We start from the raw sequence: 19,456 nt of genomic DNA, 5'->3' as shown, positions 1-19,456 counted from the left end.
AGGAACCGGAAACCCGATGTGGGAGCGAGCCTGCTCGCGAAAGCGTCTAATCAGACGACATCACTGTTGAATGACATACCGCATTCGCGAGCAGGCTCGCTCCCACAGGGATTCCGGTTCCGACAGGGGATCGAATCGTTTGCCATTCCTCTGCACAGAAGGACATGCACCATGCGTATCGTCGTAGCCTTGGGCGGTAACGCCCTGCTCCGCCGTGGTGAGCCAATGACCGCTGACAATCAGCGCGCCAACATCCGCATCGCCACCGAGCAAATCGCCAAGATCCACCCCGGCAACCAACTGGTCATCGCCCACGGCAATGGCCCGCAAGTCGGCCTGCTGTCGCTGCAAGCGGCGGCGTACACCTCCGTCACCCCATACCCGCTGGACGTGCTCGGCGCCGAAACCGAAGGCATGATCGGCTACATCATCGAACAGGAACTGGGCAATCTGCTCGACTTCGAAGTGCCGTTCGCCACCCTCCTGACCCAAGTCGAAGTCGACGCCAACGACCCGGCCTTCAAGAACCCGACCAAGCCGATCGGCCCGGTTTACGAGAAAGCCGAAGCGGAAAAACTCGCCGCCGAGAAAGGCTGGGCAATTGCTGCCGATGGCGACAAATTCCGCCGCGTCGTCGCCAGTCCACGGCCGAAACGCATCTTCGAAATCCGCCCGATCAAGTGGCTGCTGGACAAGGGCAGCATCGTGATCTGCGCTGGTGGTGGCGGGATTCCGACCATGTACGACGAGCAGCGCAACCTCAAAGGCATTGAGGCGGTGATCGACAAGGACCTGTGTTCGTCGTTGCTCGCCGAGCAACTGGAAGCCGACCTGCTGGTGATCGCCACCGACGTCAACGCGGCGTTCATCGACTACGGCAAGCCGACGCAGAAAGCCATCGCCGAAGCCCACCCGGACGAGCTCGAACGCCTCGGGTTCGCCGCCGGTTCCATGGGACCGAAGGTGCAGGCAGCCTGTGAATTCGCGCGCCATACTGGCAAGGTCGCGGTGATCGGTTCGCTGGCCGATATCGAAGCCATCGTCCAGGGCACCGCCGGTACGCGGGTCAGCACGGCGAAGCCGGGGATCAGCTACCGATAACAATAAATGCCGGGGCAGACTCAATGCCTGCCCCGCGCCCATGCCTTGAAAGGAGTAGCTCAATGGCCCAATTCGAACCCGGTCATCTGCATATCGAGCGGCACGCGTTGACCGACGATGACGTCAATTACAACGTCTGCCTCGACTATGAAGTGTTCACCGACCCGCAGAAAGGCAAAGGGATTCAGTTCACCCTGCACGGCAGCATGCAAGGCAAGGACGTGAAGGAGATGTTTTTCCTGCCCAAGGAAGAAGCCTACAACTTTGCCCGCGACGTCACCCGGATCGCCGAGAAATACGGCATCCCCAAGACCCACAGCCAGATCGGCTCGGTGCACAAGCATTACGACCTGATGTTTGAAGATATTCGGCAGAAGTTGAATATGCAGTCCGGGGATCCGGTCAATCCAGAGCATTTCGAATAACCGGAATTCACCACATTCCCCCTGTGGGAGCGAGCCTGCTCGCGAAAGCCTTCTATCAGGCAATATCGCCTTGTCTGACACACCGCTTTCGCGAGCAGGCTCGCTCCCACCGGGTCTGTGTTGTGACGAAAGTCGGCGCAGATTTCATCATTAGCCCGCCCCAAGGCATACTTGCCCCCCTCCGCTCTGCAGATCACTGAACCGCCCCATGCGTATCCACGTCAGCTTCATCGACCGCGTCGGCATCACCCAGGAAGTCCTGGCTATCCTCGGTGGGCGCAATCTCAATCTGGATGCGGTGGAGATGATCCCGCCGAACGTCTACATCGACGCGCCGACCCTCAGCCCGCAAGTACTCGAAGAACTCAAGGATGCGCTGTTTCGCGTACTCGGCGTGGAAGCGGTGACCGTGGTCGATATCCTGCCCGGCCAGCGCAGGCACTTGCAGCTTGATGCCCTGCTCGCGGCGATGACCGACCCGGTGCTGGCCCTCGACAGCGCCGGCAAGGTGCTGCTGGCCAACCCGGCGTTGATTGCCCTGTACGGTCGCGAACCGGCCGGCGAAAGTGTCTCGGCGCTGTTCAACGATCCCGGTCTGCTCGACACCCTGCTGGAAAACGGCTTTCGCCTGCCGCTGCGCGAGATCACCGTCAACGGCCAGACACTGTTGCTCGACGCCACGCCGATCACCGACGCCGGCGCCCTGCTGACCCTCTATCAACCGAACCGCATCGGCGAGCAGCTCTCGGCACTGCATCACGATCACGCCGAAGGCTTCGACGCGCTGCTCGGCGAGTCTCCGGCGATCCGCACGCTCAAAGCCCGTGCGCAACGGGTCGCCGCCCTTGATGCACCGTTGTTGATTCAGGGCGAAACCGGTACCGGTAAAGAACTGGTGGCCCGTGCCTGCCATGCGATCAGTGCGCGGCACAGCGCTCCTTTTCTGGCGTTGAACTGCGCGGCGCTACCGGAAAACCTCGCCGAAAGCGAACTGTTCGGCTACGCCCCCGGCGCCTTCACTGGCGCGGCGCGTGGCGGTAAGCCGGGGCTGATGGAACTGGCCAACCAGGGCACGGTGTTTCTCGATGAAATCGGCGAGATGTCGCCGTACTTGCAGGCCAAACTTCTGCGTTTTCTCAACGACGGCAGCTTCCGCCGCGTCGGTGGTGATCGTGAAGTGAAGGTCAACGTGCGCATCCTCAGCGCGACCCACCGCGACCTGGAAAAAATGGTCAGCGAAGGCCTGTTCCGCGAAGACCTGTTCTATCGCCTCAACGTGCTCAACGTCGAAGTGCCGCCGCTGCGCGAACGCGGTCAGGACATTCTGTTGCTGGCGCGCTACTTCATGCAGCAGGCCTGTGCGCAGATCCAGCGCCCGGTCTGCCGCCTCGCGCCGGGAACTTACCCCGCGCTGCTCGGCAATCGCTGGCCGGGCAACGTGCGGCAATTGCAGAACGTGATTTTCCGCGCAGCGGCGATTTGCGAGAGCAGCCTGGTCGATATCGGCGACCTCGACATCGCCGGCACTTCGATGGCGCGCCAGGCCGATACCGACGTCGACAGCCTCGAACAAGCGGTCGAATCGTTCGAGAGAGAACTGCTGGAAAAGCTCTACGTCAGCTACCCCTCGACCCGGCAATTGGCGAGCCGCCTGCAAACCTCGCACACTGCCATCGCCCACCGATTGCGCAAGTACGGCATTCCCAATAAACCTTGAGATCATCATCGATATCCCTGTAGGAGCTGCCGAAGGCTGCGATCTTTTGATTTTGTTTTTAGAGATCAAGATCAAAAGATCGCAGCCTTCGGCAGCTCCTGCAGTCCGGGTTTTCAATTCAGGAATGATATTGCCCGTCTAAAAACGACCCCTACCTGTACCGAAAGCGCTACAGCGGAACGATATCGCTACACCCGCCTATGACCTGCGCTGCGCAACGCTTTGATCCCGTTCAGCTTTTCTCCTCGCCCCAAGCTGTAGCGATTTCGCTACAACAGCGACATCCCAATAAACGTCAAAACCAAGCAAGCCATTGATTTATATAGCTAAATCAACCTTGGCCGCATTCTTGCTACCTGACTCTTCATCTAAAAAGGGCTTCCACGCCCCAAGCTTTCCACCGCGCCCACCAGACGAGTCTGGCCCCTGAGGAGTTTCCATGAGCGAGTTGCGTTTTACTGAAGATCACGAATGGCTGCGCACCGAAGCCGACGGCAGTGTCACTGTCGGCATCACCGCTTTCGCGCAGAACGCCCTGGGCGACGTGGTGTTCGTGCAACTGCCTGAGCTGCAGGCTTACGAAAAAGGCGCTGAAGCCGCCACCGTGGAATCGGTGAAAGCCGCCAGCGGCGTGTACATGCCGCTCGATGGCGACGTGCTGGAAGTCAACCCGGCACTGCAAGACGCTCCTGAGCTGGTCAACGAAGATCCGCTGGGCGAAGGCTGGTTCTTCCGCTTTCAGCCAAGCGACGCCGCCGCTGTCGGCAAACTGCTCGATCAGGATGCTTACGACCGTCTGATCAAAGCCCAAGCCGAAGCCTGAGGAATTACGCCATGACCGCCATCAATCTCGGCACCGCCAACGAATTCATCGCCCGTCACATCGGCCCGCGCGCCGGTGACGAGCAAGCCATGCTCAACAGCCTCGGTTTCGACTCGCTCGAAGCCCTGAGCGCCAGCGTCATCCCGGAAAGTATCAAGGGCACCAGCGTGCTCGGCATGGACGACGGCCTCAGCGAAGCCGACGCCCTGGCGATGATCAAAGCCATCGCCGGCAAGAATCAGTTATTCAAGACCTACATCGGCCAGGGCTACTACAACTGCCACACGCCGTCGCCGATCCTGCGCAACCTGCTGGAAAATCCGGCCTGGTACACCGCTTACACTCCGTACCAGCCAGAAATTTCCCAGGGCCGTCTCGAAGCGCTGCTGAACTTCCAGACCCTGATCAGCGACCTCACCGGCCTGCCGATCGCCAACGCCTCCCTGCTTGACGAAGCCACCGCCGCTGCCGAAGCCATGACCTTCTGCAAACGCCTGAGCAAGAACAAGGGCAGCCACCAGTTCTTCGCCTCGATCCACAGCCATCCGCAGACCCTCGACGTCCTGCGCACTCGTGCAGAGCCGCTCGGTATTGACGTGGTCGTGGGCGATGAGCGCGAACTGACTGACGTCACGCCATTCTTCGGCGCGCTGCTGCAATACCCGGCGAGCAACGGTGATGTGTTCGACTATCGCGAGCTGACCGAGCGCTTCCACGCCGCCAACGCACTGGTGGCGGTGGCCGCTGACCTGCTGGCCCTGACGCTGCTGACCGCACCGGGCGAATTCGGCGCCGACGTAGCGATTGGTTCGGCGCAACGCTTCGGCGTACCGCTGGGCTTTGGTGGCCCGCACGCCGCTTATTTCTCCACCAAAGATGCATTCAAGCGTGACATGCCGGGCCGTCTGGTCGGCGTGTCGGTTGACCGTTTCGGCAAACCGGCGCTGCGTCTGGCGATGCAGACCCGCGAGCAACACATCCGCCGCGAAAAGGCCACGTCGAACATCTGCACCGCCCAAGTGCTGCTGGCCAACATTGCCAGCATGTACGCCGTCTACCACGGTCCGAAAGGTCTGACCCAGATCGCCAACCGCGTGCATCACCTGACCGCGATTCTGGCCAAGGGCCTGACCGCGCTGGGCGCTCAAGTCGAGCAAACCAGTTTCTTCGACACCCTGACCGTCGCCACCGGCGCACACACCGCCGCGCTGCACGACAAGGCGCACGCTGCGCAGATCAACCTGCGCGTCATCGACGCTGAACGTCTGGGCCTGTCGGTCGATGAAACCACTACTCAAACTGACATCGAAACCCTGTGGGGCCTGTTCGCCGACGGCAAGACCCTGCCGGACTTCGCTGCGCTGGCCGCCTCGGTGCAGAGCACCATCCCTGCTGCGCTGGTGCGCCAGTCGCCGATCCTCAGCCACCCGGTGTTCAACCGTTATCACTCGGAAACCGAGCTGATGCGCTACCTGCGCAAACTGGCGGACAAGGACCTGGCGCTGGATCGCACCATGATCCCGCTGGGCTCGTGCACCATGAAACTCAACGCCGCCAGCGAAATGATCCCGGTGACCTGGGCCGAATTCGGTGCACTGCACCCGTTCGCCCCGGCCGCACAAAGCGCCGGTTACCAGCAACTGACCGATGAGCTGGAAGCGATGCTCTGCGCCGCCACCGGTTATGACTCGATCTCGCTGCAACCGAACGCTGGTTCGCAAGGTGAGTACGCAGGTCTCCTGGCAATCCGCGCCTACCACCAGAGCCGTGGCGACGAGCGCCGCGACATCTGCCTGATCCCGTCGTCGGCCCACGGCACCAACCCGGCCACCGCGCAAATGGCCGGTATGCGCGTGGTCGTCACCGCGTGCGATGCCCGTGGCAACGTCGACATCGAAGACCTGCGAGCCAAGGCCATCGAGCACCGCGAGCACCTCGCCGCGCTGATGATCACCTACCCGTCGACCCACGGCGTGTTCGAAGAAGGCATCCGCGAGATCTGCGCGATCATTCACGACAACGGCGGCCAGGTGTATATCGACGGCGCCAACATGAACGCCATGGTCGGCCTCTGCGCACCGGGCAAGTTCGGCGGTGACGTTTCGCACCTGAACCTGCACAAAACCTTCTGCATCCCTCACGGCGGTGGCGGCCCGGGCGTTGGCCCGATCGGCGTCAAATCGCACCTGACCCCGTTCCTGCCCGGCCACGGCCAGATGGAACGCAAGGAAGGCGCGGTCTGCGCGGCACCGTTCGGCAGCGCGAGCATTCTGCCGATCACCTGGATGTACATTCGCATGATGGGTGGCGCTGGCTTGAAGCGCGCTTCGCAGCTGGCGATTCTCAACGCCAACTACATTTCCCGTCGTCTGGAAGAGCACTATCCAGTGCTGTACACCGGCAGCAACGGTCTGGTGGCGCACGAGTGCATTCTCGATCTGCGTCCGTTGAAAGACAGCAGTGGCATCAGCGTCGATGACGTCGCCAAGCGCCTGATCGACTTCGGCTTCCACGCCCCGACCATGTCGTTCCCGGTCGCCGGCACATTGATGATCGAGCCGACCGAAAGCGAATCCAAGGAAGAACTGGACCGCTTCTGCGACGCCATGATCCGCATCCGCGAAGAAATCCGCGCAGTCGAAAACGGCACGCTGGACAAGGAAGACAACCCACTGAAAAACGCCCCGCACACCGCAGCGGAACTGGTTGGCGAATGGACCCACCCGTACAGCCGCGAGCAAGCGGTGTATCCGGTCGCGTCGCTGATCGAAGGCAAATACTGGCCGCCGGTCGGCCGTGTCGACAACGTCTTCGGCGACCGCAACCTGGTGTGCGCCTGCCCGTCGATCGAAAGCTATGCTTAATGGAATGAGGGGCTGAATATCGGCCCCGATTTCAGCAACACCCTAGATCCCCCTGTGGGAGCGAGCCTGCTCGCGAAGGCGCCATTTCAGCCAGCGTAAATGGTGGCTGATCCGACGCTTTCGCGAGCAGGCTCGCTCCCACAAGGGATCTGCACCGATCTCAAACTGCGCCAATCCCTATAACAAGAAACCGGAGAACCACTCATGTCGTTAAGCGTGTTCGACCTGTTCAAGATTGGCATCGGTCCCTCCAGTTCCCACACCGTCGGCCCGATGCGCGCGGCTGCGCGTTTCGCCGAAGGTTTGCGCCGTGAAAACCTGTTGACCAGCACCGCCAGCGTGCGGGTCGAGCTGTACGGTTCGCTCGGCGCGACGGGCAAAGGCCACGGCAGCGACAAAGCCGTGCTGCTCGGCCTCGAAGGTGAACATCCAGATACCGTCGACACCGAAACCGTCGCCGCCCGCCTGCAGGAAATTCGCGACAACGGACGACTGAACCTGCTCGGTGAACACAGCATTGCGTTCAACGAGAAAGAACACCTGGCGATGATCCGCAAACCGTTGGCCTACCACCCCAACGGCATGATCTTTCGCGCCTTCGATGCGGCGGGGATTCAGATCCGCAGTCGCGAGTACTATTCGGTCGGCGGTGGTTTCGTTGTCGATGAAGATGCCGCCGGTGCCGATCGCATCGTCGAAGACGCCACGCCACTGACCTTCCCGTTCAAAAGTGCCAAGGATTTGCTCGGTCATTGCGCCACCTATGGGCTGTCGATCAGCCAAGTGATGCTGACCAACGAAAGCGCCTGGCGTCCGGAAGCCGAGACCCGTGCCGGCCTGCTGAAGATCTGGCAAGTGATGCAGGACTGCGTCGCCGCTGGCTGTCGTAACGAAGGCATTTTGCCGGGCGGTTTGAAGGTCAAGCGCCGGGCGGCGGCGCTGCATCGGCAATTGTGCAAGAACCCCGAATCAGCCCTGCGCGATCCGCTGTCGGTGCTCGATTGGGTCAACCTTTATGCACTGGCGGTCAACGAAGAAAACGCCAACGGCGGACGCGTGGTCACTGCGCCCACCAATGGCGCGGCGGGGATCATTCCGGCGGTGCTGCATTACTACATGCGCTTTATCCCCGGGGCGAATGACGACGGCGTCGTGCGTTTTCTGCTGACCGCTGCGGCCATCGGCATTCTTTACAAGGAAAACGCTTCGATCTCCGGCGCCGAAGTCGGTTGTCAGGGTGAAGTCGGCGTGGCCTGTTCGATGGCCGCCGGCGCTCTGTGCGAAGTGCTCGGCGGCAGCGTGCAGCAAGTCGAGAACGCTGCGGAAATCGGCATGGAACACAACCTCGGCCTGACCTGCGATCCGATTGGGGGCCTGGTGCAGGTGCCGTGCATCGAGCGCAATGCGATGGGTTCGGTGAAAGCCATCAACGCGGTGCGCATGGCCATGCGTGGCGACGGTCAGCATTTCGTCTCCCTCGACAAAGTCATCCGCACCATGCGCCAGACCGGCGCCGACATGAAAAGCAAATACAAGGAAACCGCCCGCGGCGGTTTGGCAGTCAACATTATCGAATGCTAATTAGCCCCCTCTTCCTGCGGGAGAGGGTTGGTTTGAATCAAGGAGTTCCGCATGTCCACAGAACAACTGTCGAAAACCCCGCTGCACGCGCTGCACCTCGAACTTGGCGCGCGCATGGTGCCGTTCGCCGGCTACGACATGCCCGTGCAATACCCGCTGGGCGTGATGAAAGAACACCAGCACACCCGTGAGCAAGCCGGGTTGTTCGACGTCTCGCACATGGGCCAGATTCGCCTGACCGGCGCCAATGCTGCCAAAGCCCTGGAAACCCTGGTGCCGGTGGACATCATCGACCTGCCGGTGGGCATGCAGCGTTATGCGATGTTCACCAACGAAAGCGGCGGCATCCTCGATGACCTGATGGTTGCCAACCTTGGCAACGACGAGCTGTTCCTGGTGGTCAACGCCGCTTGCAAGGATCAGGATCTCGCGCACCTGCAAAAACACATCGGCGATCAGTGCACCATTACGGCGCTGTTCGAAGAGCGCGCCCTGCTCGCCCTGCAAGGTCCGGCAGCCGTCACGGTGCTGGCGCGTCTTGCTCCGGATGTGGCGAAGATGACTTTCATGCAATTCAACCGCGTATCGTTGCTGGGCGTGGACTGCTTTGTCAGCCGTTCGGGCTACACCGGTGAAGACGGTTTCGAAATTTCGGTACCGGCCGCTGAAGCGGAAAAACTCGCCCGCGCCCTGCTCGCCGAACCAGAGGTCCAGGCCATTGGCCTCGGCGCCCGTGATTCGCTGCGTCTGGAAGCCGGCCTGTGCCTGTACGGCCACGACATGAACACCGAGACCACACCCATTGAAGCCAGCCTGCTCTGGGCGATGTCCAAGCCACGCCGCGCCGACGGCGCACGGGCCGGCGGTTTCCCGGGGGCAGAGCAAATCTTCGCGCAACAACAAAACGGTGTCGCACGCAAACGCGTTGGCCTGCTGCCCCAGGAACGCACCCCGGTGCGTGAAGGCGCAGAGATCGTCAACGAGGCCGGCGAGATCATCGGTAGCGTCTGCAGCGGTGGCTTCGGTCCGACTTTGGGCGGGCCATTGGCAATGGGTTACCTCGACAGCGCCTACGTTGCTCTAGACACGCCCGTGTGGGCCATCGTCCGTGGGAAAAAGGTGCAAATGCTTGTAAGCAAAATGCCATTTGTTCCACAACGCTACTATCGTGGTTGATCGACTGTTTCTATAAGTAACGCGATTGCGTTATGCGTGCACTAATGTGTAACGCAATCGCCATAAAACAGTGCGTTTTTTAACATCTTTTTCGGATATGAACGTTGCTTATAACGTTTGCTGAAAATACAACCAGGCAATCGTCTAAGACTCAACTAGTTAACTGACGAACTGCCATGAAGGGCAGTAAAACCGGGGCCTTCGCGGGGCTTGTTTTTTCTCCCGTAGTTGGCGTAGAGTTTGTCCACTGTGTTTGCATGGGTCAGCTTGGAATCGTGACCTGGGCAGTAGCCTACAAGTTAGCTACATCCCGCTCGACGTCTTCTTACTCCTTGCAACCAGCTCCAGTACTCTTTCATGTGAAAGGGGCTGTCATCAATTTATGCGTCAAAGGAAATAAGAAATGTCCACACGTCAGAGCGGTACCGTCAAGTGGTTTAACGACGAGAAAGGTTTTGGTTTTATCACTCCAGAAAGCGGTCCGGATCTGTTCGTACATTTCCGCGCCATTCAGGGCAACGGCTTCAAAAGCCTGAAAGAAGGCCAGAAAGTGACTTTCGTTGCTGTGCAAGGCCAGAAAGGCATGCAGGCTGACGAAGTACAAGCAGAAGCCTGATCTTCTGATACGAAAAAGCCCCTGATATTGATATCAGGGGCTTTTTTGTGCGCGCCAATCCGTAAAATGGCGCTTCCATTCGCGTCCCGAGGCTGCCATGTCGAAACACCTGCTCACGCCGCAAGGGGACTTTCCTCCCGTTGCTCTCGGTCGTCGTCTGGCGGCAATGTTCTACGACTTCCTGCTGTGCACCGCCCTGCTGATCGTCACCGGATTCATCTACAAGCTGATCCAGGCCGCCATTGTCGGCGAAGAACGTCTGCGGGCAATGACCGATGCCGGCCAGCTCGATGGCGATCCACTCTATTCCACGGTGCTGCTGTTAGTGTTGTTCGGCTTTTTCGCCAAGTTCTGGACCCATGGCGGGCAGACACTCGGCATGCAGGTGTGGGGCATTCGCGTGCAGAACACCGACGGCACGGCCATCAGCCTGTGGCAGGCGCTGTTGCGCTTTATGGTGTCGATCGCGTCATGGCTGTGTATCGGGCTGGGTTTCTTATGGTCATTGCTCGACAAGCAGAAGCGCACCTGGCATGACATCTATTCGGATACACGCGTGGTGCGGATCCCGAAGAAGAGCAAATAATTTCCCGACACCGAATACCAATGTGGGAGCGGGCTTGCTCGCGAAGGCGTCGTATCAGTCAATTTCAATGGTGACTGATACACCGCTTTCGCGAGCAAGCCCGCTCCCACATTTGATTTGCGTTGCCTGAAAATCAGGCGTTACCCGCCAGCTTCATCCGTGCCGCCTGGGTGAAGTCCAGCATGCGCTTCAACGGGCGGATCGCCTGGGGAATCAGCGCCGGATCGACAAAGATCTCGTTGGTGCCTTCCTTCAAGCTCTTGAGCGTGCGCTCAAGGGTGTTCATCGCCATCCATGGGCAGTGCGCGCAACTGCGGCACGCCGCGCCATTACCGGCCGTTGGCGCTTCGATGAAGACCTTGTCCGGGCACAGCTGCTGCATCTTGTAGAAGATGCCCCGGTCGGTGGCGACGATCAGCGTCTTGTTCGGCAAGCTTTGCGCGGCGGCGATCAACTGACTGGTTGAACCTACGGCGTCGGCCAGCTCGATCACCGAAGTCGGCGACTCGGGATGGACCAGAATCGCCGCATCCGGGTACAACGCTTTCATGTCCTCGAGCTGCTTGGACTTGAACTCTTCGTGAACGATACAGGCGCCGTCCCAAAGCAGCATGTCTGCACCGGTCTTGCGCTGGATGTAAGTGCCCAGGTGCTTGTCCGGGCCCCAGATGATCGTCTCGCCGTTATCCATCAGGCTTTCGACGATCTCCAGTGCGCAGCTCGAAGTCACCACCCAGTCAGCCCGCGCTTTCACTGCGGCCGAGGTGTTGGCGTAAACCACTACGGTACGCTCTGGATGCTGATCGCAGAATGCCGAGAACTCGTCGACCGGGCAGCCCAGGTCCAGCGAGCAGGTCGCCTCCAGGGTTGGCATCAGCACGCGCTTTTCCGGGTTGAGAATTTTTGCCGTCTCGCCCATGAATTTCACGCCGGCGACCACCACGGTCCTGGCCGGATGGGCATTACCGAAGCGGGCCATTTCCAGGGAGTCGGAAACACAGCCGCCGGTTTCTTCGGCCAGAGCCTGAATCACCGGATCGCAATAGAAGTGAGCCACGAGCACCGCGTCCTGAGCCTTGAGCTCGGCGGCGATGGCGGAACGGTAGTAGGCCTCCTCCTCTGCCGTCAGCGGTTTGGGCTGTTTGGCATCGAGGTGAGCTTGAACCAGAAGGCGTTCGGAAATCTGCGTCATGTTCGCAAGACCTGCAGGCGCATTCGCGCGAAAGTCGAGTATACACCCGGCTCCGGACCGCTAGAGGGTACCGCCGGGAGAGTGAGTATCATCAGGCACGGGACAGCGTTGAAGCTGCGCAAGGCTACAGAATATCCCGTTGATACAAAAGATGATTCTGACCTGTGTCAGGCAGGGCCGCACTGAAACATCGAACGCCCGAATTGCAGGCAAAAAAAAAACCCGGAAATCCTCACTTTCGTGGGCCTTCCGGATTTTCTAAACCGCCAAATATGGTGGGTCGTGTGGGATTCGAACCTACGACCAATTGGTTAAAAGCCAACTGCTCTACCAACTGAGCTAACGACCCGCTGTGTGGTGGCGCGTATAATACTGATTTTTAAGGACTATTCAACACCTTTTTTGAAAAAGATTAAAAATAAGGAGTTGGATCGCTCACACCCGCCGCCGCGAAGCCTTCTGCACGCAGGCGGCAGCTGTCGCATTTGCCGCAGGCGCGGCCGTCATCATCGGCCTGATAGCAGGAAACCGTGAGGCCATAATCCACGCCGAGCTTCACCCCAGCCTGGACGATCTGCGCCTTGCTCAGGTTCTGCAGTGGTGCCTGGATGCGGAAGCCGTTGCCTTCCACGCCGGCCTTGGTTGCCAGATTGGCCATGCGCTCGAACGACTCGATGAATTCAGGGCGGCAATCGGGATAGCCGGAATAATCCACCGCGTTGACGCCGATGAAGATATCGCGGGCGCCGAGCACTTCGGCCCAACCCAATGCCAGCGACAGGAACACGGTGTTGCGCGCCGGTACGTAAGTCACCGGAATGCCTTCGCCCAATTCTTCCGGGATATCGATGCTGGTGTCAGTCAGCGCCGAGCCGCCCATGCCATTGAGGTTCAGCCCGATAACCTTGTGCTCGACCACACCCAGATCGCGAGCGACGCGGGCGGCGGCATGCAATTCGGCATGGGACCGCTGGCCGTAATCGAAGCTCATGGTGTAGCAGGCGTAGCCTTCGGCGCGTGCCATCGCCACGACGGTGGCCGAGTCGAGGCCGCCCGAAAGCAGGATAACGGCACGTTTTTCGGTAGTATTCAGTTGTTCAATCATCTCAGCGCCCCGGCTCATCATTCCATAGATATTTATGCAACTGCAGTTGCAGCCGCACTGGCAGGTTGTCTGCCACCACCCAATCCGCCAGATCCCTGGCATTGAGGTCATGATGACTTGGGGAGAAAAGCACTTCGCCCGCACGTCGATCAAGCCCGTACTGGATCAGCTTCGATACCGCCCAGTCATAGTCTTCCCGCGAGCAGATGACAAACTTCACCTGATCGTTGCGGGTCAGCAGTTCGATGTTCTCGTAACGGTTGCGGTGGGCTTCTTTCGAGCCCGGCGTTTTCAGATCGACGACGCGACTGACACGCGGATCGACGGCGGACACGTCGAGGGCGCCGCTGGTTTCCAGCGAAACCTCGTAACCGGCATCACACAACCGTTCAAGCAAAGCAATGGCGTTCGGCTGAGCCAACGGCTCACCGCCGGTGACACAAACGTAGCGCGGACGATATCCGGCCACTTGCTCAAGGATGTCGTCGAGGGTGCGGACAGTGCCGCCGCTGAATGCATAAGCGCTGTCGCAATATTGGCAACGCAACGGGCAACCGGTCAGGCGTACGAAAACCGTAGGCAGCCCGGCAGTCCGAGTTTCCCCCTGCAACGAGTAGAAAACTTCGGTGATTCTCAATGTGTCTTGCATAGTCGCCACGGGCGTAACAGCTAAACAGGCTGTCCGCCTCCGTCAGGCACTTCAGGCAATCCCGCCAACGCGTAGACCGCAAGAAGCGTGTTTCAGAAAAAGGGCGTGAATTCTAACGAAAAAACCCGCGACAAGCGCGGGTTTCTTCAAAACACGGATGAACCGGCTTACATGCGCTGCAAATCACGCTGGGCCAGCTGCGCGGCGGAAGTGCCCGGATATTGGGACACCACCTGCTGCAGAATGCCTTTGACCTTGTCGGTGTGACCGAGGCGGCGCTCTACGTCAGCGAGCTTGTACAGCGAGTCCGGCACTTTGTTGTGCTTGGGATACAGCTGCGAAACCTTGGCAAAGGCCTGACCTGCACCTTGCAGATCACCCTTGGCCAGGTTCACTTCGCCCAACCAGTACTGGGCGTTGCCCGCGTACTGGCTATTGGGGTATTTGCGCAGGAAAGCGGCGAAGGCCTGACTGGCCTTGTCGAAATCCTTGGCTTTGATCAGGTCGAAAGCGGCATCGTAATACAGCTTTTCCTTGGCCGGATCAGCCGGTTCGCTACCCGCAGCAGGGGCTTGGGCGGCCGCAGCAGCACCCGCCCCTGCGGCAGCACCGGCAGCACTTGCATCGCCACCGGCAGAAGAATTCTCGGGACTCGCGGCTGGTGCAACGCCGGATCCTATGCGCCGATCAAGATCCTGGTATCGCTCCAGGGATTCCTGCTTCATGCGCGCAACCTGATTCTGCAGTTCTTCGATCACGCCCTGTTGGCGCGAGATCTGATCCTGCATCTGTTGCAATTGGTTGAACAGCATGCCTTGTGCCGAGGCAGGGGCCGAAGCCGCTCCCCCGGCATAGGCGCCGTTCGTACCGTAACCCGCAGGCGGATAACTGCTCCCGCTATTGTTATAACCGGAGTTGTCATCGACCACAGGAACCGCAGCCCACGCCGCAAGCGGCGCGAGGCTGAGAGCCAGAACAGTTACAGCACGACGGCACGTTCGCATATCGAATTACTTACGCAGTTCGACGCGACGGTTCTGGGCCCAGGACTGCTCGTCGTTGCCGGTAGCAACTGGACGCTCTTCGCCGTAGGAAACCAGTTCCAGCTGAGCTGGGGAAACACCTTGCAGTACCAGGTAGCGCTGAACGGCTTTCGCACGACGCTCGCCCAGTGCCATGTTGTACTCACGAGTACCACGTTCGTCGGTGTTGCCTTCCAGAACAACGCGAGCGCCGTTTGCTTTCAGGTCTTTGGCGTGAACGTCCAGAGCGCGCATGGCTTCTGGCTTCAGGTCCGAGCTGTCGTATTCGAAGTAGAAGGTGGTGATTGCGCGCAGAGCAGCTTCTTCGCTCAGGGAGCCGTCAACGGCACCAGTGTTTGCGCCGTAACCAGCGTTTGGATCAACAGCGCCTTCACCGGCGTTGTCGCCGCCTTTGGACGAGCAACCTACAGCTACAGCCATGGCCAGAGCCAGCGCAGCAAATTTACCAAACTTCAGCATTTCCATCGTGAAACTCCTAATGAACCCCAGTGTGTTAAGTAAAACGTGTAGCGCCCGCTCACTTCAGGTAAGGGGACCAGGACGGTTCTCTGACTTCGCCTTGAGCGGTAGGAAGCGGGAGCCTCACGCGTCCATTAATGGACACGAGCATCAAGACTCCCCGGCCCTGTTGGCGGGTGGCGTAGATTACCATGGTGCCGTTGGGCGCAACAGTAGGTGACTCGTCCAGAGTGCTATCAGTGAGGATCTTTACACTACCTCTCTGCAGATCCTGAGCTGCCACCTTGAAATTGGTGAAGCCATCCTGACGATGGATCATCACCAAAGTCTTTTCATCAGCCGACAGTTTCGGGTTGGCGTTGTAGTTACCCACGAACGTCACACGCTCGGCACCACCGCCACCGACGCTGGTTTTATAGATTTGCGGCTTGCCGCCACGGTCCGAGGTGAAGTAGATGGTCGAGCCATCCTTGCCCCAGAACGGTTCGGTATTGATGCCCTGACCGTTGGTTACGCGGCTGATCTGACGCGAACCGAGGTTCATCACGTAGATATCCGGGTTACCGTCTTTCGACAGCACGAACGCCAGGCGATTGCCATCCGGCGACCAGGCTGGCGCACCGTTGAGGCCTTCGAAGTTGGTGATCTGCTCACGGCGACCGGTGTCGATGTTCTGCATGAAGATACGCGGACGCTTCTGCTCGAACGACACGTAGGCGATACGCTTGCCATCCGGTGCAAAACGCGGCGACAGAATCGGCTCGCGCGATTGCAGCAGAGTCACTGCGCGGGCGCCGTCATAGTCGGAGCGCTGCAGGGTGTAGCGCGTGTTCTTCTCGGAGAAACGCTCGGCCGTTACGTACAGCAAACGTGTCGAGAAGGCACCGTCAATACCGGTCAGCTTCTGGAAAGACTGATCAGAGATGAAGTGCGCCATGTCACGGATCTGGTCGGTCGTGCCGGAAACACTGCCGTCCGCCACTTTCTGCTCGGTGGCTACGTTGAACAGTGCCCACTGCACCTGCAAGCGACCACCGGCTGGAGCGATGCTGCCGACCATTACGTATTGAGCGCCCAGTGCCTTCCAGTCACGGAAGATGATTTCGCTCGGCTGGCTTGGCTGGCTGATCATGTTTTGCTTGGGGATTGGCGCGTAGTAGCCCGAGTTGCGCAAATCGTTACCGATGATTTCGGCCATGTCATCCGGTAGCACGGCACCGCCCTGCATGCCGAACGGTACGACGGCGATCGGAGTTGCCCGGTCAGTGCCACTGCTGATCAGGATGTTCTTTTCGTCTGCTACCGCTATCCCTGCAAGACAGCAGATAACGACCAGCATTGATCGAAGAATATTTCTCACAAGCCTAAATCCTCAGGATTGAATGTCATCTTGAATGAACGATACGGAGCAAAATCACTAGGGCTCAAGCCCTGCATTTCCGTCAACCGCCCGATGTTCTTGACTGCAGCTACCGCCGAAGCGTCAAACGAAGCATCGCCGCTGGACTTCGTGACCGTGGCGCCCGTTACGGTACCGTCCGGCAACATACTGATTCGAAGCTCTACCTTCATGCCTTTACGTGCCGAAGGTGGAAGATTCCAGCCTTCCGAAACACGCAGCCTGATCAGATCATCGAAATCGCCCGCGACGCTGTCGCCAAGTTCATCGGCCTTGGTCGCTGCCCGATCCGTCTTGTCCGAAAGCAACTCAGCCAATGCCTGGGCCTTTTTATCCTCAGCCGATTTACGAGCTGCGTCCTGGGCCTTTTTCTTGGCAGCGTCGGCCGCAGCCTTTTTCTTCGCATCTTCGGCGACTTTCTTCTTCGCCTCTTCAGCTTCAGCTTTCTTCTTGGCGTCTTCGGCGGCTTTCTTCTTCGCGTCTTCGACGATCTTCTTCTTGGCTTCTTCAGCAGCGGCTTTCTTCGCCTCTTCTTCAGCAGCCTTTTTCGCTTCGTCTTCAGCCTTCTTCTTGGCTATATCAGCCAATTGTTTCTCTTCGGCCTTTTTCGCTTCGGCTTTCTTCGCGTCGTCGGCTTTCTTGGCTTCATCAGCCTTTTTCGCCTCGTCCGCTTTTTTCGCCTCGTCGGCCTTCTTGGCTTCCTCGGCCTTTTGAGCCGCTTCCTCTTTCTTTTGTTCCGCCGCCTTCACCGCTTCCTGCTCGATCTTCTTCTGTTCGAGCTGTTCGACTTCAGTCTGGCGCGCGGCAGTTTTCTTCGCCTCACCCGCAATCTTCTGATTGGTCTGGGTGGTCGCCGGACTTTTCGATTTCAGCTGGTACAGAGTCGCCTGGACGATCGGCTTGGCCGGCGGCAGTTCGGGCGTGAAGGCAAAACTGACGAACAGCATGCCGAACACCAGCACGTGCAGGACAATTGCCAGAACACTAGGCCAGAAGTAGCTTTCCGAGGCGGACGGCTCTCGCTGTTGCTGCATCAGGGGGCCTCGGTAATCAGACCAACGTTACCGACCCCGGCTTTCTGCAACCCGCCCATTGCACCCATGACGGCGCCGTAGTCGACAGTCTTGTCGCCACGAATGAACACCTGGGTGCGTTTGCCGTTTTCAGTGCCAGTGCGAATGATCTTGGTCACCGCGTCGGTCATTTGCGGCAGGGTCATGGCCCTGTCCTGTTGCTTCTCGGTGTCGACTTCGCTGCCAAGGTTCCAGTAGTAGGTCTTGTCAGCCTTGATCGAAATGGTCAGGACCTGGGTGTTGTTGTCCTGCGGCAAGGCTTCGCTGGAAACCTTGGGCAGATCAACTTTCACGCCCTGATTGAGCATTGGCGCGGTCACCATGAAGATGACCAGCAGCACCAACATCACGTCGATGTAGGGCACCACGTTCATCTCGGCGACCGGCTTGCGCTTTTTGCGAGCTCGAGCGATTAAAGCCATCGGGAAATACCTGCTTATTCTTCGCTGGTGTGCACTTTGCGGTGCAGGATCGCCTGGAATTCATCGGCGAAGGTGTAGTAGCGGCCCAGCAAGGTTTCGCTGCGGGCAGCAAAACGGTTGTAAGCGATGACCGCCGGGATCGCAGCGAACAGGCCGATCGCCGTGGCGATCAGGGCTTCGGCGATACCCGGGGCAACAGTGGCGAGGGTCGCTTGCTGAGCACTGGCCAGACCGCGGAAGGAGTTCATGATCCCCCACACGGTACCGAACAGACCGATGTACGGGCTGACCGACCCAACGGTGGCGAGGAACGGCAGGCTCTGCTCGAGTTTCTCTTCTTCACGCGAGATGGCCACGCGCATGGCACGGGCGACGCCTTCCATCACGGCTTCAGGATCGACGCCTGGCTGCTGACGCAGACGGGAGAATTCCTTGAAACCGGCACGGAAGATCTGCTCCACGCCCGAATCCGGATCAGGGTTGCTGCCGGCCTGACGGTACAGTTTGGACAGGTCGATACCCGACCAGAAGCGCTCTTCGAAGCTCTCCAGGGCGCGTCGACCGGCACGCAGCAAATTGCTGCGCTGAAAGATCATGATCCATGAGGTCACCGATGCGGCCACCAGGGTCAACATTACCAACTGCACCACGATGCTGGCATTGCTGACCAGGCTCCACATGGAGGAATGGTCGACGACGTTAGCTTCCACGCTTTATCTCCTGCTTTGAGTGTGTACCCGGGCCGACCGCGTCGGCGAAGGCCGCACGCAGGTCTTCGGGAAGGGCCCGGGGTTTCAAACTGTCGGTGCGCACGCAGGCCACCAAAAACTGCCCTTCGCAGAGCAGCACATTATCCGTGGCCCGCCTGACCTGCTGTTTGAAGCGCAGGCTGGCACGGTTCAATTCGATTACATCAGCGCTTACCAGCAGTTCGTCGTCCAGTCGCGCCGGCGCGTGGTAGCGCGCTTCGCTGGAATGCACGACGAACAACAGGTCCTCTCCGGCGAGCGCAGATTGGGCAAAACCCAGTTCCCGTAGCCGCTCGGTTCGAGCCCGTTCCATAAACTTGAGGTAATTAACGTAATACACGATGCCGCCCGCGTCGGTGTCCTCGTAATAAACGCGACAACGATGTGCGAACGGCTCAAGCCCGTTTTGCGCGCGCATACTCTAGTGCTTACTCCTCAGGTTGCCAATCCGGCCAGACAACTGTTTTTCGTGGTTT

At 59.4% G+C, this 19,456-nt stretch carries 19 protein-coding genes and 1 tRNA gene; 9 read left to right on the top strand and 11 right to left on the bottom strand.

The window, feature by feature from the left end; all coding sequences use genetic code 11:
• The first annotated feature begins 171 nt into the window (after positions 1-171).
• The 9 genes from arcC to AC4IHP_RS17110 all read left to right on the top strand — a co-directional run bounded on the left by arcC (position 172) and on the right by AC4IHP_RS17110 (position 10,889).
• A complete protein-coding gene (arcC, locus tag AC4IHP_RS17150; RefSeq protein WP_016770621.1) occupies positions 172-1,101 on the top strand; it encodes a carbamate kinase in 930 nt (309 codons plus the stop codon).
• Between the two features lie 62 nt (positions 1,102-1,163).
• Positions 1,164-1,526: a DUF5064 family protein gene (locus AC4IHP_RS17145; protein WP_460120982.1), complete on the top strand. Its 363-nt coding sequence runs from the start codon at positions 1,164-1,166 to the stop codon at positions 1,524-1,526.
• Positions 1,527-1,734: 208 nt separating this feature from the next.
• Positions 1,735-3,243, top strand: a complete 1,509-nt coding sequence (gene gcsR, locus AC4IHP_RS17140) for a transcriptional regulator GcsR (protein ID WP_460120984.1) — start codon at positions 1,735-1,737, stop codon at positions 3,241-3,243.
• Between the two features lie 439 nt (positions 3,244-3,682).
• Positions 3,683-4,066 (top strand): glycine cleavage system protein GcvH, encoded by a 384-nt coding sequence (gene gcvH / locus AC4IHP_RS17135; protein WP_039758162.1) that lies wholly within the window; start codon positions 3,683-3,685, stop codon positions 4,064-4,066.
• An 11-nt stretch (positions 4,067-4,077) separates the two neighbouring features.
• A complete protein-coding gene (gene gcvP, locus AC4IHP_RS17130) occupies positions 4,078-6,930 on the top strand; it encodes an aminomethyl-transferring glycine dehydrogenase (protein ID WP_460120987.1) in 2,853 nt (950 codons plus the stop codon).
• Between the two features lie 204 nt (positions 6,931-7,134).
• The gene (locus AC4IHP_RS17125) at positions 7,135-8,511 is read left to right on the top strand and encodes an L-serine ammonia-lyase (RefSeq protein WP_490832260.1); all 1,377 of its coding nucleotides are present in this window, start codon (positions 7,135-7,137) and stop codon (positions 8,509-8,511) included.
• A gap of 51 nt (positions 8,512-8,562) precedes the next feature.
• Positions 8,563-9,687 (top strand): glycine cleavage system aminomethyltransferase GcvT, encoded by a 1,125-nt coding sequence (gene gcvT / locus AC4IHP_RS17120; protein ID WP_490832259.1) that lies wholly within the window; start codon positions 8,563-8,565, stop codon positions 9,685-9,687.
• 403 nt (positions 9,688-10,090) lie between these two features.
• Positions 10,091-10,303, top strand: coding sequence for a cold-shock protein (locus AC4IHP_RS17115; protein WP_003227496.1), 213 nt, complete (start codon positions 10,091-10,093; stop codon positions 10,301-10,303).
• A gap of 97 nt (positions 10,304-10,400) precedes the next feature.
• Entirely contained in the window at positions 10,401-10,889 is a 489-nt protein-coding gene (locus AC4IHP_RS17110; protein WP_460120991.1) for an RDD family protein, read from the top strand.
• 133 nt (positions 10,890-11,022) lie between these two features.
• Here the strand turns inward: AC4IHP_RS17110 and nadA are convergent, their stop codons facing one another.
• The 11 genes from nadA to ybgC all read right to left on the bottom strand — a co-directional run bounded on the left by nadA (position 11,023) and on the right by ybgC (position 19,398).
• The gene (gene nadA, locus AC4IHP_RS17105; RefSeq protein WP_093098981.1) at positions 11,023-12,081 is read right to left on the bottom strand and encodes a quinolinate synthase NadA; all 1,059 of its coding nucleotides are present in this window, start codon (positions 12,079-12,081) and stop codon (positions 11,023-11,025) included.
• Between the two features lie 273 nt (positions 12,082-12,354).
• A tRNA-Lys gene (locus tag AC4IHP_RS17100) sits at positions 12,355-12,430 on the bottom strand.
• Positions 12,431-12,493: 63 nt separating this feature from the next.
• Positions 12,494-13,186 carry a 7-cyano-7-deazaguanine synthase QueC gene (gene queC / locus AC4IHP_RS17095; RefSeq protein ID WP_041479788.1) on the bottom strand — a complete coding sequence of 231 codons (693 nt, stop codon included), beginning with the start codon at positions 13,184-13,186 and terminating at the stop codon, positions 12,494-12,496.
• A gap of 1 nt (position 13,187) precedes the next feature.
• Positions 13,188-13,835 carry a 7-carboxy-7-deazaguanine synthase QueE gene (gene queE, locus AC4IHP_RS17090; protein ID WP_460120995.1) on the bottom strand — a complete coding sequence of 216 codons (648 nt, stop codon included), beginning with the start codon at positions 13,833-13,835 and terminating at the stop codon, positions 13,188-13,190.
• Positions 13,836-14,002: 167 nt separating this feature from the next.
• Positions 14,003-14,839 (bottom strand): tol-pal system protein YbgF, encoded by an 837-nt coding sequence (gene ybgF, locus AC4IHP_RS17085; protein ID WP_460120997.1) that lies wholly within the window; start codon positions 14,837-14,839, stop codon positions 14,003-14,005.
• Positions 14,840-14,845: 6 nt separating this feature from the next.
• Positions 14,846-15,343 (bottom strand): peptidoglycan-associated lipoprotein Pal, encoded by a 498-nt coding sequence (gene pal, locus AC4IHP_RS17080; protein ID WP_003178634.1) that lies wholly within the window; start codon positions 15,341-15,343, stop codon positions 14,846-14,848.
• 52 nt (positions 15,344-15,395) lie between these two features.
• Positions 15,396-16,676, bottom strand: coding sequence for a Tol-Pal system beta propeller repeat protein TolB (tolB, locus tag AC4IHP_RS17075; protein WP_082367955.1), 1,281 nt, complete (start codon positions 16,674-16,676; stop codon positions 15,396-15,398).
• Between the two features lie 17 nt (positions 16,677-16,693).
• Positions 16,694-17,770, bottom strand: a complete 1,077-nt coding sequence (gene tolA / locus AC4IHP_RS17070; protein ID WP_460120999.1) for a cell envelope integrity protein TolA — start codon at positions 17,768-17,770, stop codon at positions 16,694-16,696.
• A complete protein-coding gene (gene tolR / locus AC4IHP_RS17065) occupies positions 17,770-18,222 on the bottom strand; it encodes a protein TolR (protein WP_163012734.1) in 453 nt (150 codons plus the stop codon). The genes tolA and tolR overlap by 1 nt, the downstream gene beginning before the upstream one ends.
• Before the next feature lie 23 nt (positions 18,223-18,245).
• Positions 18,246-18,941, bottom strand: a complete 696-nt coding sequence (gene tolQ / locus AC4IHP_RS17060) for a protein TolQ (RefSeq protein WP_008080223.1) — start codon at positions 18,939-18,941, stop codon at positions 18,246-18,248.
• The gene (ybgC, locus tag AC4IHP_RS17055) at positions 18,931-19,398 is read right to left on the bottom strand and encodes a tol-pal system-associated acyl-CoA thioesterase (protein ID WP_186530005.1); all 468 of its coding nucleotides are present in this window, start codon (positions 19,396-19,398) and stop codon (positions 18,931-18,933) included. Before ybgC ends, tolQ begins: the two co-directional genes overlap by 11 nt.
• Positions 19,399-19,456 lie beyond the last annotated feature (58 nt).

Source organism: Pseudomonas sp. UF-293 (genome assembly GCF_058245595.1).
This window is presented reverse-complemented; position numbering and strand designations above follow the sequence as displayed.

What these genes read in the sequence shown, in the direction of transcription:
- arcC (WP_016770621.1), top strand. Translation starts at nt 172, where the DNA reads ATGCGTATCGTCGTAGCCTTGGGCGGTAACGCCCTGCTCCGCCGTGGT.
- queE (WP_460120995.1), bottom strand. Translation starts at nt 13,835, where the DNA reads ATGCAAGACACATTGAGAATCACCGAAGTTTTCTACTCGTTGCAGGGG.
- gcsR (WP_460120984.1), top strand. Translation starts at nt 1,735, where the DNA reads ATGCGTATCCACGTCAGCTTCATCGACCGCGTCGGCATCACCCAGGAA.
- tolA (WP_460120999.1), bottom strand. Translation starts at nt 17,770, where the DNA reads ATGCAGCAACAGCGAGAGCCGTCCGCCTCGGAAAGCTACTTCTGGCCT.
- AC4IHP_RS17145 (WP_460120982.1), top strand. Translation starts at nt 1,164, where the DNA reads ATGGCCCAATTCGAACCCGGTCATCTGCATATCGAGCGGCACGCGTTG.
- ybgF (WP_460120997.1), bottom strand. Translation starts at nt 14,839, where the DNA reads ATGCGAACGTGCCGTCGTGCTGTAACTGTTCTGGCTCTCAGCCTCGCG.
- AC4IHP_RS17110 (WP_460120991.1), top strand. Translation starts at nt 10,401, where the DNA reads ATGTCGAAACACCTGCTCACGCCGCAAGGGGACTTTCCTCCCGTTGCT.
- gcvP (WP_460120987.1), top strand. Translation starts at nt 4,078, where the DNA reads ATGACCGCCATCAATCTCGGCACCGCCAACGAATTCATCGCCCGTCAC.
- gcvH (WP_039758162.1), top strand. Translation starts at nt 3,683, where the DNA reads ATGAGCGAGTTGCGTTTTACTGAAGATCACGAATGGCTGCGCACCGAA.
- queC (WP_041479788.1), bottom strand. Translation starts at nt 13,186, where the DNA reads ATGATTGAACAACTGAATACTACCGAAAAACGTGCCGTTATCCTGCTT.
- gcvT (WP_490832259.1), top strand. Translation starts at nt 8,563, where the DNA reads ATGTCCACAGAACAACTGTCGAAAACCCCGCTGCACGCGCTGCACCTC.
- nadA (WP_093098981.1), bottom strand. Translation starts at nt 12,081, where the DNA reads ATGACGCAGATTTCCGAACGCCTTCTGGTTCAAGCTCACCTCGATGCC.
- tolB (WP_082367955.1), bottom strand. Translation starts at nt 16,676, where the DNA reads ATGCTGGTCGTTATCTGCTGTCTTGCAGGGATAGCGGTAGCAGACGAA.
- AC4IHP_RS17125 (WP_490832260.1), top strand. Translation starts at nt 7,135, where the DNA reads ATGTCGTTAAGCGTGTTCGACCTGTTCAAGATTGGCATCGGTCCCTCC.
- ybgC (WP_186530005.1), bottom strand. Translation starts at nt 19,398, where the DNA reads ATGCGCGCGCAAAACGGGCTTGAGCCGTTCGCACATCGTTGTCGCGTT.
- AC4IHP_RS17115 (WP_003227496.1), top strand. Translation starts at nt 10,091, where the DNA reads ATGTCCACACGTCAGAGCGGTACCGTCAAGTGGTTTAACGACGAGAAA.
- pal (WP_003178634.1), bottom strand. Translation starts at nt 15,343, where the DNA reads ATGGAAATGCTGAAGTTTGGTAAATTTGCTGCGCTGGCTCTGGCCATG.